This window comes from Enterobacter cloacae complex sp. ECL411, assembly GCF_021869665.1.
GTDB classification, from domain to species: domain Bacteria; phylum Pseudomonadota; class Gammaproteobacteria; order Enterobacterales; family Enterobacteriaceae; genus Enterobacter; species Enterobacter intestinihominis.
In genome coordinates this window covers 191,867-207,101 of the sequence record NZ_CP091487.1, presented here as the reverse complement: position 1 = coordinate 207,101, position 15,235 = coordinate 191,867, and the positions used below count along the sequence as shown (strand labels likewise).

General features: G+C 45.8%; 20 protein-coding genes. All 20 read right to left on the bottom strand.

The features are described from left to right. Positions 1 to 148: 148 nt before the first annotated feature. A complete protein-coding gene (locus L3069_RS23870) occupies positions 149 to 478 on the bottom strand; it encodes a hypothetical protein (RefSeq protein ID WP_000140246.1) in 330 nt (109 codons plus the stop codon). Between the two features lie 116 nt (positions 479 to 594). Then, entirely contained in the window at positions 595 to 1,563 is a 969-nt protein-coding gene (locus L3069_RS23865; protein WP_072223036.1) for an IS5-like element IS903B family transposase, read from the bottom strand. Position 1,564: 1 nt separating this feature from the next. After that, positions 1,565 to 1,765 carry a hypothetical protein gene (locus L3069_RS23860; protein WP_022646497.1) on the bottom strand — a complete coding sequence of 67 codons (201 nt, stop codon included), beginning with the start codon at positions 1,763 to 1,765 and terminating at the stop codon, positions 1,565 to 1,567. 50 nt (positions 1,766 to 1,815) lie between these two features. Then, positions 1,816 to 2,607: a hypothetical protein gene (locus tag L3069_RS23855; RefSeq protein WP_000774871.1), complete on the bottom strand. Its 792-nt coding sequence runs from the start codon at positions 2,605 to 2,607 to the stop codon at positions 1,816 to 1,818. A 229-nt stretch (positions 2,608 to 2,836) separates the two neighbouring features. Continuing rightward, positions 2,837 to 3,094 (bottom strand): hypothetical protein, encoded by a 258-nt coding sequence (locus L3069_RS23850; RefSeq protein ID WP_001052325.1) that lies wholly within the window; start codon positions 3,092 to 3,094, stop codon positions 2,837 to 2,839. Between the two features lie 65 nt (positions 3,095 to 3,159). Further along, positions 3,160 to 3,486 (bottom strand): hypothetical protein, encoded by a 327-nt coding sequence (locus tag L3069_RS23845; protein ID WP_000556022.1) that lies wholly within the window; start codon positions 3,484 to 3,486, stop codon positions 3,160 to 3,162. 242 nt (positions 3,487 to 3,728) lie between these two features. Next, positions 3,729 to 4,049, bottom strand: coding sequence for a hypothetical protein (locus L3069_RS23840; RefSeq protein WP_000834113.1), 321 nt, complete (start codon positions 4,047 to 4,049; stop codon positions 3,729 to 3,731). Between the two features lie 294 nt (positions 4,050 to 4,343). Further along, positions 4,344 to 5,594 (bottom strand): site-specific DNA-methyltransferase, encoded by a 1,251-nt coding sequence (locus tag L3069_RS23835; protein ID WP_000104393.1) that lies wholly within the window; start codon positions 5,592 to 5,594, stop codon positions 4,344 to 4,346. Between the two features lie 170 nt (positions 5,595 to 5,764). Then, entirely contained in the window at positions 5,765 to 6,373 is a 609-nt protein-coding gene (locus tag L3069_RS23830) for a hypothetical protein (protein WP_000833775.1), read from the bottom strand. Positions 6,374 to 6,528: 155 nt separating this feature from the next. Beyond that, the gene (locus L3069_RS23825) at positions 6,529 to 6,786 is read right to left on the bottom strand and encodes a hypothetical protein (RefSeq protein WP_001290639.1); all 258 of its coding nucleotides are present in this window, start codon (positions 6,784 to 6,786) and stop codon (positions 6,529 to 6,531) included. 64 nt (positions 6,787 to 6,850) lie between these two features. Then, positions 6,851 to 7,279, bottom strand: coding sequence for a hypothetical protein (locus L3069_RS23820; protein ID WP_000069824.1), 429 nt, complete (start codon positions 7,277 to 7,279; stop codon positions 6,851 to 6,853). 91 nt (positions 7,280 to 7,370) lie between these two features. Beyond that, entirely contained in the window at positions 7,371 to 7,748 is a 378-nt protein-coding gene (locus L3069_RS23815) for a hypothetical protein (protein WP_000645320.1), read from the bottom strand. A gap of 405 nt (positions 7,749 to 8,153) precedes the next feature. Next, a complete protein-coding gene (locus L3069_RS23810; protein WP_000339750.1) occupies positions 8,154 to 9,299 on the bottom strand; it encodes a hypothetical protein in 1,146 nt (381 codons plus the stop codon). A gap of 44 nt (positions 9,300 to 9,343) precedes the next feature. Next, positions 9,344 to 9,640, bottom strand: coding sequence for a type II toxin-antitoxin system RelE/ParE family toxin (locus tag L3069_RS23805; RefSeq protein WP_000581857.1), 297 nt, complete (start codon positions 9,638 to 9,640; stop codon positions 9,344 to 9,346). A gap of 49 nt (positions 9,641 to 9,689) precedes the next feature. Further along, positions 9,690 to 10,160, bottom strand: a complete 471-nt coding sequence (locus L3069_RS23800) for a hypothetical protein (protein WP_000170639.1) — start codon at positions 10,158 to 10,160, stop codon at positions 9,690 to 9,692. 433 nt (positions 10,161 to 10,593) lie between these two features. Beyond that, a complete protein-coding gene (locus L3069_RS23795) occupies positions 10,594 to 12,984 on the bottom strand; it encodes an Ig-like domain-containing protein (protein ID WP_000694552.1) in 2,391 nt (796 codons plus the stop codon). A gap of 401 nt (positions 12,985 to 13,385) precedes the next feature. Then, a complete protein-coding gene (locus tag L3069_RS23790; protein ID WP_000115760.1) occupies positions 13,386 to 13,637 on the bottom strand; it encodes a hypothetical protein in 252 nt (83 codons plus the stop codon). A gap of 32 nt (positions 13,638 to 13,669) precedes the next feature. After that, positions 13,670 to 13,858, bottom strand: coding sequence for a hypothetical protein (locus L3069_RS23785; RefSeq protein ID WP_001107529.1), 189 nt, complete (start codon positions 13,856 to 13,858; stop codon positions 13,670 to 13,672). 236 nt (positions 13,859 to 14,094) lie between these two features. After that, positions 14,095 to 14,526, bottom strand: coding sequence for a hypothetical protein (locus L3069_RS23780; RefSeq protein ID WP_001251242.1), 432 nt, complete (start codon positions 14,524 to 14,526; stop codon positions 14,095 to 14,097). Between the two features lie 103 nt (positions 14,527 to 14,629). Continuing rightward, entirely contained in the window at positions 14,630 to 15,145 is a 516-nt protein-coding gene (locus tag L3069_RS23775; protein ID WP_012695482.1) for a hypothetical protein, read from the bottom strand. Positions 15,146 to 15,235: the final 90 nt, after the last annotated feature.

Genomic DNA, 15,235 nt, shown 5'->3' with positions numbered 1-15,235 from the left:
GGTCAACCCCTACTGCTGTGCAAAATGAGCACCCTATAATTCTGATCATTTAGAAATTTTTTTGCGTTTAAAATCAATGAATTGAAAGATTTCATTTTTCTAAGTCTGATAAAACAGATGAAAACCCAACTGACTATACTCATAAAACTCAATCTTTGCGCTGCTGTACGATACCAGTAATTACAGGTGCCGAGTTTAACATCATGAAAAGTAGCCCAATAATGAATGACGCAACGCCAGCTGCGGTGCCTAACTTCTGACTGAACACCATTGAAACAAAGTACATATTTGGGATAAAAACGGACATAGCAATCACGAAAAGTAACTTATTCAGATAATTATTTATTCGGGTCTTAACCTCAACTCTATCATAAAAAGCCATCGAAACGTAAGCAGTTATCAGTGAATAAAAAGACCATGTCATATAGTTAACCGATTCATTAAATGCCTCTCGCAAAAGCAAAGCACTTTCTGTCATTCCCTACCTCATTAAATCAATAGAAAATAAATCTGAATAATTTATTTTTAAAAGAAAAGAGGCTTTGTTGAATAAATCAGATTTCGGGTAAGTCTCCCCCGTAGCGGGTTGTGTTTTCAGGCAATACGCACGCTTTCAGGCATACCTGCTTTCGTCATTTTGTTCAGCGCTCGTACCAGGGCCATAGCCTCCGCAACCTGACCATCGTAGTCACGCAGCGTCAGTGAACCCCCGAACAGCTGTTTTACCCGGTACATCGCCGTTTCCGCTATCGAGCGACGATTGTAATCTGTTGTCCATTTCCACCGCGCATTACTCCCGGTCAGCCGCTGATTCGCAACAGCACGGTTACGGTCTGCATATTCACCGGGCCAGTAACCCGCACCTTTTCGGGGCGGGATAAGCGCGCTGATTTTCTTACGCCGCAGTTCATCGTGACATAGCCGGGTATCGTAAGCGCCATCGGCGGCGGCTGACCTGATTTTCCGGTGGGTTTGCCGGATTAACCCGGGGAAGGCCTCTGAGTCCGTAACGTTGTTCAGCGACAGGTCAGCGCAGATGATTTCATGTGTTTTACTGTCAACGGCGAGATGCAGCTTACGCCAGATACGGCGGCGTTCCTGGCCATGCTTTTTGACTTTCCACTCGCCTTCACCGAAGACCTTCAGCCCGGTGGAATCAATTACCAGGTGTGCGATTTCACCCCGGGTGGGCGTTTTGAAACTGACATTAACCGACTTTGCCCGCCTGCTGACACAGCTGTAATCCGGGCAGCGTAGCGGAACGTTCATCAGAGAAAAAATGGAATCAATAAAGCCCTGCGCAGCGCGCAGGGTCAGCCTGAATACGCGTTTAATGACCAGCACAGTCGTGATGGCAAGGTCAGAATAGCGCTGAGGTCTTCCCCGTGATGAAGGCGTTGCCGACTCATACCAGGCCTGAATAGCTTCATCATCCAGCCAGAAAGTTATGGAGCCACGGTTGATGAGGGCTTTATTGTAGGTGGGCCAGTTGGTGATTTTGAACTTTTGCTTTGCCACGGAACGGTCTGCGTTGTCGGGAAGATGCGTGATCTGATCCTTCAACTCAGCAAAAGTTCGATTTATTCAACAAAGCCTCATAGAAGTAAAACTCAGTTAAATGAAGATCGTTTTCTTTCACGTATGCCGCCAATTTGCGGATACGCTGTTCAAGCATTGTATCTATCCGTAAGGAAACACTCTGCGGAACGTCACTTGCAAATTCATTGATACAATCAACGGTAGAAACTATGAATTTATTGGTCATGGCAGGCTCCAGGCCACCGGGGAAACCGGTGGCTACGGTAATTGGCAGGCTTAAGCGCCGCAAAGGGTGTCAAGGGAAGGGAGAAGCTTGCTCAGCTTGTCGTAATCGAGCGGAGACAGTTCTGTAACGAGTTCGACCGAAAGACTAGTGTTGTCTTCTTCACACAGAATATAGATTCCGTCTTCTGGCTCTTTTCCGGCACATGCCTTCAGTCGTTTGTTAACGACCTCCTGGGCTGAATCCGCTACGTCGCAGCTCAGGACATAGCTTGCCACATAGCTGCTCTCACCGTGGTAATGCGTCACTTTACACAGAGCATACTGGATACCGGCTTTGTGAGCCTCATTCATGAGACGAGAAAACTGACAGCCATCCTGGTAATAGTGGGTATCCTTTGTGACCAGAATAGTCATACCCCCAAATTCATCTGTCCGGCTTTTACTGCATGTAAATGCAGCAGTAATTGTTACCATTTCCGAGAGGTCGAATACCGACAGCACGGCAGTTGTGAGGCAAATTGCATGGTCAAGATCAATGGTCTCTCCATGAAAAACTGCCAGCCCACTGCTGGTAACTTCTGTTGCGAACAACAGTTCATAATTGCAGTCTGGGCAGGATGGTTGCCCAAAGCTCGGCTCAGAAGGGTCATACTCAGGGTGGTTCTCGATAATACTGAGGATCAGCTTCTCAGTCAGAGAACAATCTGTCAGTGGCTTATCAAGCAAACGCTCACCTTCTGCAATTTCTGCTTCGGTAACGAATGTGATTGCTTCTTGTGCCATTTTTGCCTGCTCCTGAGTGCAGGGAATAATAAACGACGCCTGAGTATAATTATCTGCCACAGTTGACTCCTTGATTATTTAATTAATGTATTTGATGAGAAGATCATAACAAATACACTAATACCAACTAATAACCTGAAGGCGTTTTTTTAGAAAAAATATTAAGAAGAAGAATATGAACACTACCTCATCTTAAATTAATATCATTCAGGATTAATATTCATTTTTGCAAATAAAAACCGCCAGACGGCGGCTTTTATAAAGAGGGAAATATCATTGGAAGTTGAAATTACTTCACGGCAGGCCGACAAATTACGCGACTGCTGTGAGCTGAAGCGAAACTTGTAGAGGAAACTATAATCACCTTTTCTAAGTCGTCGGCACTGTCAGCAATATGATGCCGGAAAGCCTCCTCTGCATCACCAGGGGAGTCGGCTTCGACCAGGTAGGCCTGATCATCATCATCAAACATAATGCGCCCGGAAATGAGATAAAGTCGGCTCAAATCTGGCGTTGCTGCGCTCGTGCTTCGTTCGTTCAGATTCATTTTTTCTCCGTCTGTTGCTCGTAAAAAGAATGACGCCGGTTTAAAAGGCGTCGCCAGGGTTCGGGCTAAAACGCAGGGTTGCCATCGAGGAAGCTCATTGGCTGGCCAATAGCGGATGCCACCCTGAGAATTTCACCTGGTGTGGCATAACGCAGCATTTCAGAGCGTCCAAATTTCTGATACTCATCTACTGACATCTTTCTCCACTCTGGGTGAGGATCTTTTCCGCACAGTGACCAGTTGCTTTCAGAGGAATCACGACGGAGAACGTACACATCAAGCGAGGCTGTAAGCCCACTTCCATATCCCCGCTGCGCTACAATACGAACCTGAGAACCATCGTCGCGTTGCAACGTCTGGGTTAATTTCGTGATAGGATCCTGAGAATGCATGCCATTTACCTCGTTTTCAAAAGATTTACCGTAAGTAAATGATACCGAATCGAGAATTCTGGCTAATAGGTCAGAAGAAAAAATAATGAATATTTTTGAAGTGTAGGATAATGATTAGAATAAAATGGCCTGAATAAATCGCTAGCGGTTAAATCCGCTTATTTCAGAGAAGCTCTGATTTAGTAGTTAGGGAAAACGATGCGGTGAAAAGTAACTTTTACACCGCAATTCAGAAAAAAGTTTCAATTAGTCACATTACGAATAACCCGGCTTACTTTCGCATGTGCGTTCCCCTGGATGTTAAAGTAAAGCCCCTCAGGCAGACTCGTCGCCCACTTAACTCCTCGCTCAGCCATACGCTTCGGTGTTTCCAGCCAACCACGAGGAATATTGCCCGTAACGTCACCGATAACCCGTGAAATGCATGCTGCTACCCGGATGCCGCCGGGAATATCGCATTCGGATTCAACAATATGCATAACCTCAAATAAAGCACCATGCCGCTGGACATGATCGCCAATGTGCAACTCGATAGGAGAAACCATTTCTGTATCTGACTTCATATCTGTCCACCTTTAATTTAGAAACCGTCTAAATTACCAATATAGTTAATGTACCGGATGTTAATTCAACAAGTTCTGTATCACAACCATCAGTTTTTTTTGTTGGGTCTATATCGGAGAAACAAGTGAATATTGAATACACTCGTTAATACAGACAACCGGAAATGAATGGCACCCTAATTATCTCTGCGGCGTATGCTAAGCCGTTAATATTGTCATTTTATGGTAGAAACAATGCAAAATGAATAAACCGCTTGTCGCTTCAAACCACTTTATCAAAACCGTTAACTTGCATTAAGCCCGATACAGTTCGGCGAGCTCGTCCAGCATGGGGTTACTCTTATATCCCGGTGCGGCCGTAAAAAGGTTTCGGGAAATCGCCAGCCATTCCATGATTTTGTCCGTCGCCAGCCAACGTCTGCCAAGTCGCTCGGCTGCGATGGGAACTTTATGCAGGCCAGCGAAGGGATCTACAACAAGATCTCCCGGCTCTGTCAAAAACTCAATCAGAAACGCTGCAAGCCTGGTAGGAGACGTTGCACCATGCAGCGGAAAACCTAGCTCGCGGGCAATGGAATGGCAAAATCTCGTATCAGCGCAGCTATTGCCGTAAAACAAAGTATTTTTGGGGATCGTTCCTTCTGTTTTATTTCCAAAGGATCCGCTTTTAAGCTGGTACGCCCCATCACCATAAAAGGTCGTGCGATTTTCACCGCCTGCTGCCTGCAATTTAAGATGCTGCTCTGAATGCGGTTGCAGTACACGTAAGTTGTTTGAACGAACCTTACTCGCATCATTGGTAAACCACAGCACAGGCTCATACGATGAGCAGAGCTGCACTCGTTGCTTACATGCCCAGTGCGTTGGCGATGGGGGCTTACTGCGATTCACCCACTGAAGCCTGTCCATGAGCTCAAGCCCCAGCTTGTCACATAATGCCAGTGTCAGACGCTCCAGATACAGAGAACGTGAAGGCCTGCCCCTATTAAAGCTATCTTGAGTGATATTCAATGCCACACTTGCGCCGGGTACAAGCTGTTTCACGATCGGTTCGAGGATACGCAGAAGCCAGTCAATATAAACCTGCTCGCCACGCCCCCCGCCATGCCCGTAGTCTCTTGAATTTCGAAGGAGGTAAGGCGGCGAGGTCAGGCAAAGATGAATTTGCTCTGTGATATTGCTGAAGAAGGCATAGGCGTTTCCAAAAACCGATGCCCCAAGAGAAGTTGAGAAACCGACAACACAGAGCTTTTCCCATGACTCGTGTAGGTTTGTTTTCGTCTTAGAGGAGTATCTCCAGACGCCCCGTTTTTCTGGAACGCGTTCGATGACTCCGGCCTGCCGAAGAGTCTGCTGAAACCAGCGTACTTTGTGTTTGACGCCGCTGGTTCTGGTTTTATCTGACCCAAATTCTTTCAGTTCGTGCAATTCGGCATCCGACATGCCAGTTTCACGCTGCACTTCGCGATAAAGCTCGTCGTTGCTCAACGGCAATTCGGAGGCTGCGTAGATCCGTGCAATTAAATCCGTAGAAATCGTGCTCATCAGCCATCCTTAATGGAGATGCAGTTTAAATATCGGCCTGATGGTTGGAAGGGGGATTACTAAATCAAACCGATCTGTTTATTTATAGGCTTTGTCAGGTCATGCAGCACAGCTGGGCATGCGCAAAGAGACCCAGTCTTCTTTAGCGGAGACACCTTCAAAAGTTGTACTCAATCAGCCCCAAGATTTTGAAACTCAATGTGCTTTTGCTCACACTCCTCCCTGCCCCACGAGCCCTGCCATTCACAGATGTCCCGGTACTTAATTTCCAGCTTATCCATCTGTGAGAGGTTAGCTGTTGCGAAGTCTGGCCATATGTCGTGCCAGCATGCGTTGTACGTGACGCCTGCTGGTGGGCAATACATCATTGCATCAGCATGGATAATTTCAACGCGAGGATCGTTTGCAAACGAGGCCGCAACGAGGTTAATAACGTCCTGTTCTTTTTCAATTACTGTTACATGGGTTACATCTTCTTTTTGAAGAATGGCGTGAAGCACCATCCCCAGACCAAGACCATTAATGAGCACGCGCCCGGTGGCTCGCTCTAAAAAATCCTGGCAGGTTCTGATCTCCATCGGGGTATTGGACATCACCACATCCCAGCCGTTGGACAAACGCCGATATCTACCGGGCGGGATAAACTCGTCTGTATTACCTGTATACTCGGCACGAAGGGCGAGGCTCATCGCCTTATCTGCGGTAATTTCGAATGTGTCCAGTTTCCAGGTTCCGGACGTGCCGTCTTTAACGGGTAAATCAGAAAAGCAGCTCTTCATCAAGGCAACCAAAATTCCAGTAATGTTGTTACGCTGAACCTATCACAAACCTGCTCTTAATACAGTTATCAGGAGTGACAGCGATCTTTGAGGAATCGTTTAAATCACGGGCATCCTGTAGCGGACGCCCGATATTTAATCAAATGTCGCAGGTGTTAAAGGAAGCGTTGCAAAGTTGCAACGTCTTCTGGAGCAACCTCCACGCAGCTCCTGACACTGTAGTGATTTTCGCCGTTGTAGTCGTAAACCCCACCGTCTTCAAAACTCAGCTGTTCAAGCTCGCCATGGCACTCTGAAATGAGTGCCGTCTGGCAAGCATTTTTCTCACAATCGCTGACGAGTAACCGAACATAGCTATTCTCATGGTCGCCGTTTCGGTTCTGGATTTTAACGATAAAGTGTTTTTCAGACATTTGTGCCTCCAGCACAGTTTGAGGTTAATTTAGCGTTGCCCCGGCTCACCGGGGCAAGAATAAATCAACCCTTAATGAAACTGTGCCCCCAGGTGTTAGGCTTAAATGCCTGCTCTTTGATATATGTTTTCATTACCTTGCAGGTTTTTTTCAGGGCTTTGGTATTGGCATCGGTTACTGAGATAAAATGGCGAGAATAACGGTTTTCCCGGTATTGCTTATCAGCGTTTGGGTCAATTGCTTCGCTTTGCAGGAGTCCTTCGTGCCTGCCAATTACTATTACGTAGTTCATTTCACCTGAAACACGATCCGTGAGTAATTGAATGGAAATATCAGTCGCTCGCGTGGCCTGGCTAGCAGAAATTTTTGCATGTAAGAAAGCTCCCTTTCGAAAGTTGGCCGGAGTCAAACCTGTAATATCCTCGGTGCTAAAATTAAGTGAAGATAGAGTTGAAAATAAATCACAGCTAATGACTTCAGTATTATTAGACATAACCCGGCTCCGCTCATATTCATGTTAAGGTAATTATATCAGGTTGATAGCATTACCTAATAACTTGGTGGCAAAAAGTTGTGGTTTTTGATTAACTAAAATTGATGTTCTCAATACTGCTCAAGAATTCTTTCTTTACACCCGGAGTAAAAGGTATACGTTCAATGTATTTATAAAGCGTCGCAAAGGTTTTGGTTTCAATGTTTCGTGAAATAACATCATCAATCGGGTCTTCGAACATATTAATAAAAACATCAATATGCTGCTCTCCGCTTTCTGAAGCTAAAGAGAGAATACAGACCACTTCAATGTAGCGGTTATCCTGCTCTGCAATGAACAACCAGTGCCCTTCGTTAAAGGCTGGTGCAGCACTGAAGCGTTTTACAACAATTTCTGAAAGAGCATATCCTGCCTGATCCAACAGATTAATAAAGTTGAGTTGAGTTGAAACCACGTCTAACGCTTTCATAAAACCTCCTTTTCATCTGTACTTATTATACTGTTACCCATCCCCCCAGCTAATAACCTCCCAGCAAACTTTCAAAAAAAATACCACCTTTAATTAGAATTGAACACATCCTTTTTAAATAACAAAAAGGATTATGAAACCCACAATGTTTGTGATGTGCCACCAAGGAAAAGTAACTTTTATGTGCTCATAAATCTTATTTCGTATTCACTTTCCTTTGTCTTTCGGTCGTAGATTATCAGGGGAAGCATAAGAAGAATATGTGAGGTTTAAGCAAATGCGGTGATCGGGCATTATAATTTGGTGAGGCTATTATAAGTGGATAAAGATAGTCGTAGGTATAGGATCAGGTTAAATTGCATTTTCCCGGTTGCCTTCCCTGGCCTACCGGTTTCAGCTCAGATACTAAGACCAGCGGTAATACTTAAAATATTCCTCATTTGCAGCTATAAACTCCCTCAAACCGTTCATTAATCCCTTCTCAAACGCTGTCACGATAAACCGGTAACCGTCCAGTGTTTCAATGTAGTAAATACCGCCTGGTGTAATTCCAACATGCAACACCTCGGCTGTCATCATAAACTGGCCTTCCGGAAAATCATGCGAAAGGTAAATGAAACCAGTAGTGGCCGATGCGGGTGTGGCATTCACTAAGACCCCGTTAAACTGCTGCCCGTGCCTCGCCGGTACAAGCTCACTTCCCCTGGTTGACTTATCAAGCAGCCTCTTAACATCTTTTTCTTCTTTTAACGAGGTATAGACCCGCACATCACTGTCATCACCTGGGCGAGAGCCGGTGCCAACATGAGCAAGACGACGGTAAGCACTGCGCATATTAACGTGGCAGGATGCCCCTGCTCTACCCTGAAGCCTTACGCCAAAGTCTTCGCAAAGTAACAAAATCTGACGTAGCTGGTTTTCATGCACGGACGCTGAGAGTGAAAGATTGAAACAGGAAAAGGTCAGTTCTAAAACCTTTTCGCGTTTGTCATTGAAATGAGCTTCCAGCCTGATGACTGGCTTTTCCGACATTGCAAAAGCTTTGTCCGTTACTCTGTACCGGCATTCATCTCCGAAACATTCTTTAACAACGCTGGCTATGACCGTGTCGTGTTCTCCATCTTCCGGAGCTGGCACAAAGATTTCAAATTGTGCCGGTGTATCCGGCTCAAGCAGAACGGGATAGAGACGCGGAGAATTAAGCAAAGCGCATTCAGAATTAATGAGCTTAACCCAGGCGCTTTTGTCGTCCGGATCCTTAAGCTGCTGTCCAAGGTTATCGCAAAAGTCAACTATCTGACGGGTATGCTCATCCGTGACTGCACAGATCAGGTTAAGACCATGCGTGGCCATACGCAGTTCCCGGGTTCGGGACTGGGAATTGATCGACCAGGGGTTAAGTGAAAGCGAAATAGGGCTTATGGAAGGGACGACCGTCTCATTCTGCAAATCTGTAAGCTGGCAGTTCGCAGTAGGCTTCGGGGAAAGGGTACTAAATATGTAACTTGCCTGTTGTTTAGTACTGGCCTGGATATAAAACATCGCGTCCATGCTTGTATCCCGGGATGAAATTGAAAATAGCTTCATTTTTAACCTTAATGGATGAGCGATTTATAGTCATGTGCAGACAAATGAACATTATGTGCGCCATCATTCCATTCAAAGAATAATCGATACTTAGAGTTTACTCGAATGGAGGAATAACGGTTTGACGTCATTCTTAAGCGTTCATAACGCAAGCTGTTGGATAATAACTCCCGCTCACTCTGGACATTATCCAGCGTTTCAAGTCGACACAGAATCGCGTTAATAATTTCAGAAGGAATACCTGCCGTTGTTTTTCCATTACGGAAGAACTTTTCAAGCCGTCTGTCTTTAAATGAATGGATCATAGTTCCTCCGTAATAATTGACCTTAAAATTAAATTAAAAGGGCTTTGAATTAATGAATACCTAAAATGCGGGCGGCAACTGCCAGCTGCTTATCACTTAACTGACGCTGGTGGGTTAAAGAAGACTTAAGGCTTTCCAGAAAATTATTACTACTGGATTGTTGGGTGATTGCATCAACCATTTTTTGATGAGACCTGCACCATGCTGTGAACGCAGAACTGTGGGCGCTTTCAGTCCTTAAACGCTCGTCTTGCAGGGATGCTGACACTTTGCGGGCAGCTTGCGCATTAATGCGGTACAGCGCATTCAGCGTGTAAGCAGTACGGGTCGTTTCGAGGCTGTAACCCGTGGCTTTACAAGCCATACAGCGACTTCTATAAAAATGCTTACGCTCTCCCCGCCCATTGCATTTATCGCAAACAATACGAAAAGTATATTCCGCAGTACCTTTTACAGAATCAACACAGCGGATTTTTGCGCTGGAGATTTCAATTCCACTGCGATCATAATATTTGGTCATAATGTGATTCCTCCGGTTAGTTCTGGAGTAATCATGACAGAATGAATCTACTGGCTAATAACCTGAGAGTAAATATTTTAAAAAAACATTGAGAGAGGGGCTGCAAATTTATACACGAAGGATTCAAATATAATTTGTTTAAAAAATTAAGAGCATTCTGAAGTAAAATTGCATCAAAAAGCATTCATGGATAAATCATGTACTGGTGCCAGCGATTTAAACGAGGACATTGTTCCGGTGTAATTACACAGTTTAGCATCATAGATTATAACCAAAAGGAAGGAGTCCTTCCCGTCTCGGGAATATTACTTTCCCGTTTGCAGTTTAAGAGACACTTAATGAGAAAGTAATAATTAAGTCATGCTCAACTCTACATTTTACATTGAGGATGGCGTAACAGGGTACGGCATACTACCGTACCCTTGTGTAGGGTTTATGTTTGAGGGAATTCTATAGTAAATGTGGCCGTGCCAGATTGACCACTTACAGCGGGAGTAACGGGATATGTGCGCTCTTCACCATTACCAAGATCCAGTGACAGCGATTTAGTTTCACCAGGCTGGACCGTAACTCCGGCAACCGTAACGCCGAACTGGGCGTTTTTCTGAACAGTCAGGGTTCCGTTTAACTGTCCGGTAATGATAGAACCGTCCTGACGACGCAACACACTGGTTCGGATGATGGCCAGCGGCGTGTTGTCCGTTGCTTTCAGTGCTACGGCTGTGGCCAGCGTCTTGAGATTATCCAGCATAATCAGGTTAGCTGGCTGGTAGGTAAAATTAAGCGTTTTAGTGGTCCGGTTACCTGATTCGTCAATAGCCAGAGCCTCCAGATGATACATCTGTCCCGATTCGTCAGTATTGGGGAAGATTCTGGGGTATTCAGGAATAAAGACATCCTTGGATAGCGGCGTGAATGCAAGGGTGACCTTTTCAGAGTTAGGTCCACCAGCGAGCTGAAGCGATATCAGGGAAGCATCCCCAGAGGCATCAGTAACGCTTATGCGTAGGTTCTCAAGCCCTTTAACCAGTTTTCCTTCTGCGTCTGCGCCATTAAAGCTGAACGCAATAACCGGAAGCGTTGAGTCAATTTTCAGCGGTGCATTAAGCGTTTTGGTTCCTGTGTTTCCAACAAGATCCGTGGCAGACACGCTAACAACCGTATAATCCCCGTCCGGTAGACCAGCGTATGAGAAAGTGGCGTTTTTGGTTTTATAATCGCTTTCACTGACAGTCACAGGCTTCAGGGTGAAAGTTTCCCCCCGGGCATTTTTAAGGGTGGCTTCGAAAACTTTGGTATCCCAGTAGCTGATGTTCCAGGCGTTGACGCGATCATTATCGGTGGCCGTCATAGTGATTGTCTTGGAGGCCTTGTTTACCTGAGCGACATTAACCACCGGTGGGTTGTTATCCCAGATAACCGTAAAATTACCAGCAAGCGCATCGAATATGCTGTCACCATCTTTTCCCGAGTAAAGATGCAGATACTCAAATCCTTTGTCACTGGTGTAGTTGAAGTTAACCGTCATCTCGCATGAACTTTGTCCGACAGGAATAGTGCAGAACCAGGCTGCATTTTTTACCGTTCTGAACTTTTGCACGTATGGTCGGGGTTCTGCGGTTACCTTTATGCGGCTAATGGTGGCGGTTTTAACGCTGATTGAGGCCTGAGTTAACCACTCACTGGTATCACTCCGGTACATCTCTTTAGCCACTATCTTCGGGGCTATTTCCATCGCCGGGGCTGGAGTGAAGTTGAGGGAGTTATGATGAATTCGTCTTACTCCTCCCGCCAGAGTCTGAAATTCATGATAAGTATCCCCCACATTTGGATATATGTATTTGAAAGTATAGATATTATAAGTGCTATCGGACGTCTGGAAATTCGAGTCCGCCCAGCCATATTTGGAACCGTTAACAGCAGTAAAGTCACTTTTCTTCCTTAATACCCGTACGGAAATAGGGTTCTGGAAGACGGTCATGCCAGACTGATAGGAGACCCATGATCCGGTAGTGGCGTCCTGCACCTGGATGATATCGTCAGGCTTAACCCGATCAATTACGCTTCGGCGGCTTAGTTCGCTCCTGTTTCCCGCTTTGTCATAAAGGTAGATCCCCACTTTATATTCAGAGCGGTTTTCCGGTGCCAGGGCATTGCTGCTTGCGTCGGCGACTTGAACGGTTACGCTACCTTCCACTGTATTAATTTCCGCTGGCTTTTTACGCTCCACTCCAGCGGCATCGGTTATGAAATATTCAGCATTAGCAAGCCCGGAACCTTTATCACTCAGTCCATTAAAGACCAGTGCCTGGACGCTGGCGTACTGCATACCGGCTGGTACTGAAGTGAAGATCGCTTCGCTGCCAAAGTTCCACCCATTTCTCGTATAACTTATGGTACCCGTTGCCGGAGGCGTTCGGTCAATTGCAAGCGGGTAATCCTGCCGGGAGACCTCCTTCCCTTGCAAGTCGGTAATCACCTCTCTGAGGGTGAAGCTATCTTCTCCCATCGCTGGTACGGTCAGAGTCTTGCCGTAATAATCAAAGCCTGTCGAAGATGTGGTACGGTCATCAACGGTAACCAGGCTGCTTTTCGTGCTCCAGATGAGGCTCCCGTCACTTTTCAGCAGACTGAGCGTAATATAACGGTCCAGACCGGAAATAACGGCAACGTCAAAGCTCGTTACCGGATTAATCCATACGGATGCAGGCGATACGGTCTTTTTAACGTTCAGGGTATCTTTAAAGCTGAATTCTGCGATTTCAGCGGAAGCTCCTGCGCTGAAACCTGCAAATGCAATAAGCAGGGCTAGTTTGATTTTCATGGGTTGTCTCCTGATCAGGTTCCCCATGATACTTTTTCAGTGTTCGTGATCTTTTCGGGAAAATAGCTATTTTTGATGTTTTTCTTTTCTGCCCGGCGGGACTTTTTTGTTTACGTGAATGCAACAAAACCAGAAAAGTTACTTTTTGATAGGGTAAAATTAGGTTTCCCTAATTTCCAGAAGCAAGCGAAAGCAGAACTAGCTTAATAGCCATTAAGAACGCCATACCTATTGATAAATAACGCTCCTTACATTTAATGATTTGAGCATTTAAAAATGAATTAGCGAAAGAATTTTGGTTTGCTTTTTATTGCATGAGTAAAACAGTATTAATAATCCGGAGCCATTAGAACGTACTCTAAAGACTCCGGTATACAGATATCTTGCCAGTAAAAATGGCCTTACTCCTCATCATCCCCCAGCGCTTTTTTGATGGCGCGGCGGCGGGCTGCATCACCTACACGATATCCGACTGAATATACGTCATTCAACCGGCGCAGAATAAGATTTATTTCCTCATCCTGAATGTAGGCAGGTAAACACAGAACCACGTCGCCATCTTCATCATAGACTCGAACAACTTCCTTCTGCCCATCTCGCTCGCGAATAATCTGGACATGCTGAACCCTGGTGTATTCTGGGTTTACGCTCATTTTAAGTATCTCTCTGTAATTGTTGTTACCAGTTAGCTATAAGCCGGATAATTCTGGTATTCAGTGTTCTGCACAGCAATCGCCTGCTCGTGGATCATTGACACTGCCAGGCGGGCTTTAACTCGCTTGCTGGTGAGAAAACGCTTCACTTCTTTAAGTTCGCTGCCAGCCGACAGCATATTGAAGACATGCTGTTTGAGACTGTTGTTATTTTTGGCCACTTGTTTCTCCATCATCTTTGTACATGGTTATTTCAGGCTGGCCTGCCAGATCACACACGTTATCCATATGCTTTTGGACCCAGTCTGTTAGACCCAGACCTTCGGCCTTTGCCTGATTGACGTAACGCAGTTTACGTTCAGGGGTAACCCGCATCTGTAGTTGTGCCGTCGCTGGAACCGCCTCTTTCAGGGCGTTAAGGCCCCTCTGATCACGGGCCTGAATTGATGGTTTACCGCTAGGCATCTGATGTATCGCTCTCCCGGCGAGCGGTGGACAGCTCTATTTCTTTTGCGATAGCTTTATCTATGGCATCCAGCTGCATGGCAAACTTGATTTCAAGCGAACAGCGTAATGCCTTCAGGGCGCGTTCTTTGGTGCTGTATTGTGGTATGCCGTTCTGGCTACCATTCATGCCTCGCATGCGGCGGGAGGTTGCATCGACAACCTCTCCCTCTTCCCGTGTGCCGTGAACCGTAGTTCCGCTCCATGTCGGATAAACAGTGCCAGTGGCGGTGTTGAAGCTCCAGCCGTTTTGGTATTCCCCCGAGACCTCTGGTACGGGCATATCGCGTTCAACGCCATAGTCAGACCAGCGTAAAGCGCGGTTTATTCTGGCCTGTGCCACCAGCTCATCATACGCGGCTTGTTCTTTTTTATTCATCGCCATTTAGGGCAATCTCCTTAGAGGGGAATTAGGTGTTATATCGGTACGTAAGTGCTTTTCAGGCCTAATCTCTGACAAGGCCTGATGTGCCAGACTGCCGTTGCATTCACCGTTTTATGGCGGTTGACAGAGCCTCATTAAGAGCCGCAATTAGCTCAGGCGAAGTCGGCTCCAGATTTTTGGAAGCGTTCAGCAGCTCCTGAAGTGAAGAGATTTCCTTTGGCTCCACCTGGTTTGTTTCAGGTGCCGTTTTTTGCACTTCATCCAGTGTACGCTGTGCACCGTTATCCAGCACCAGCACCCCCCCGGCACGAATTTCTGAAATGGTGCGCAACGTATACATCAATTTATCCCAGACACGGCTACCAACCTCGAACCCGGAATCAGCTACTTTTTCTTCATTATGCTTTTGAAAAATTTCTTCTAACCAAGTGGTGAAGCGCTTTCCAAAAGTATTGGCGGCTAAAGAAGTGCAGGAATAAACCTGTTCAACCTGTTTTGTTCCATTTTTATCAGTGAATGTAATGAGACCGATTCGGCCACTGTTAACAGTGTAAAAGCGAGGTTGAAAGCCAGCTTTGAGAAGGTTTTCAATAGCTGAAAAAAAATCTTTTTTGAGCATCGGTTTCAAAATGGTTTTCCTTTTATGCCCGGTGCCGCCGGGGCGGTGGCGTTAAATATACGCCATGTAAGTAAATTAATTTATACCCAT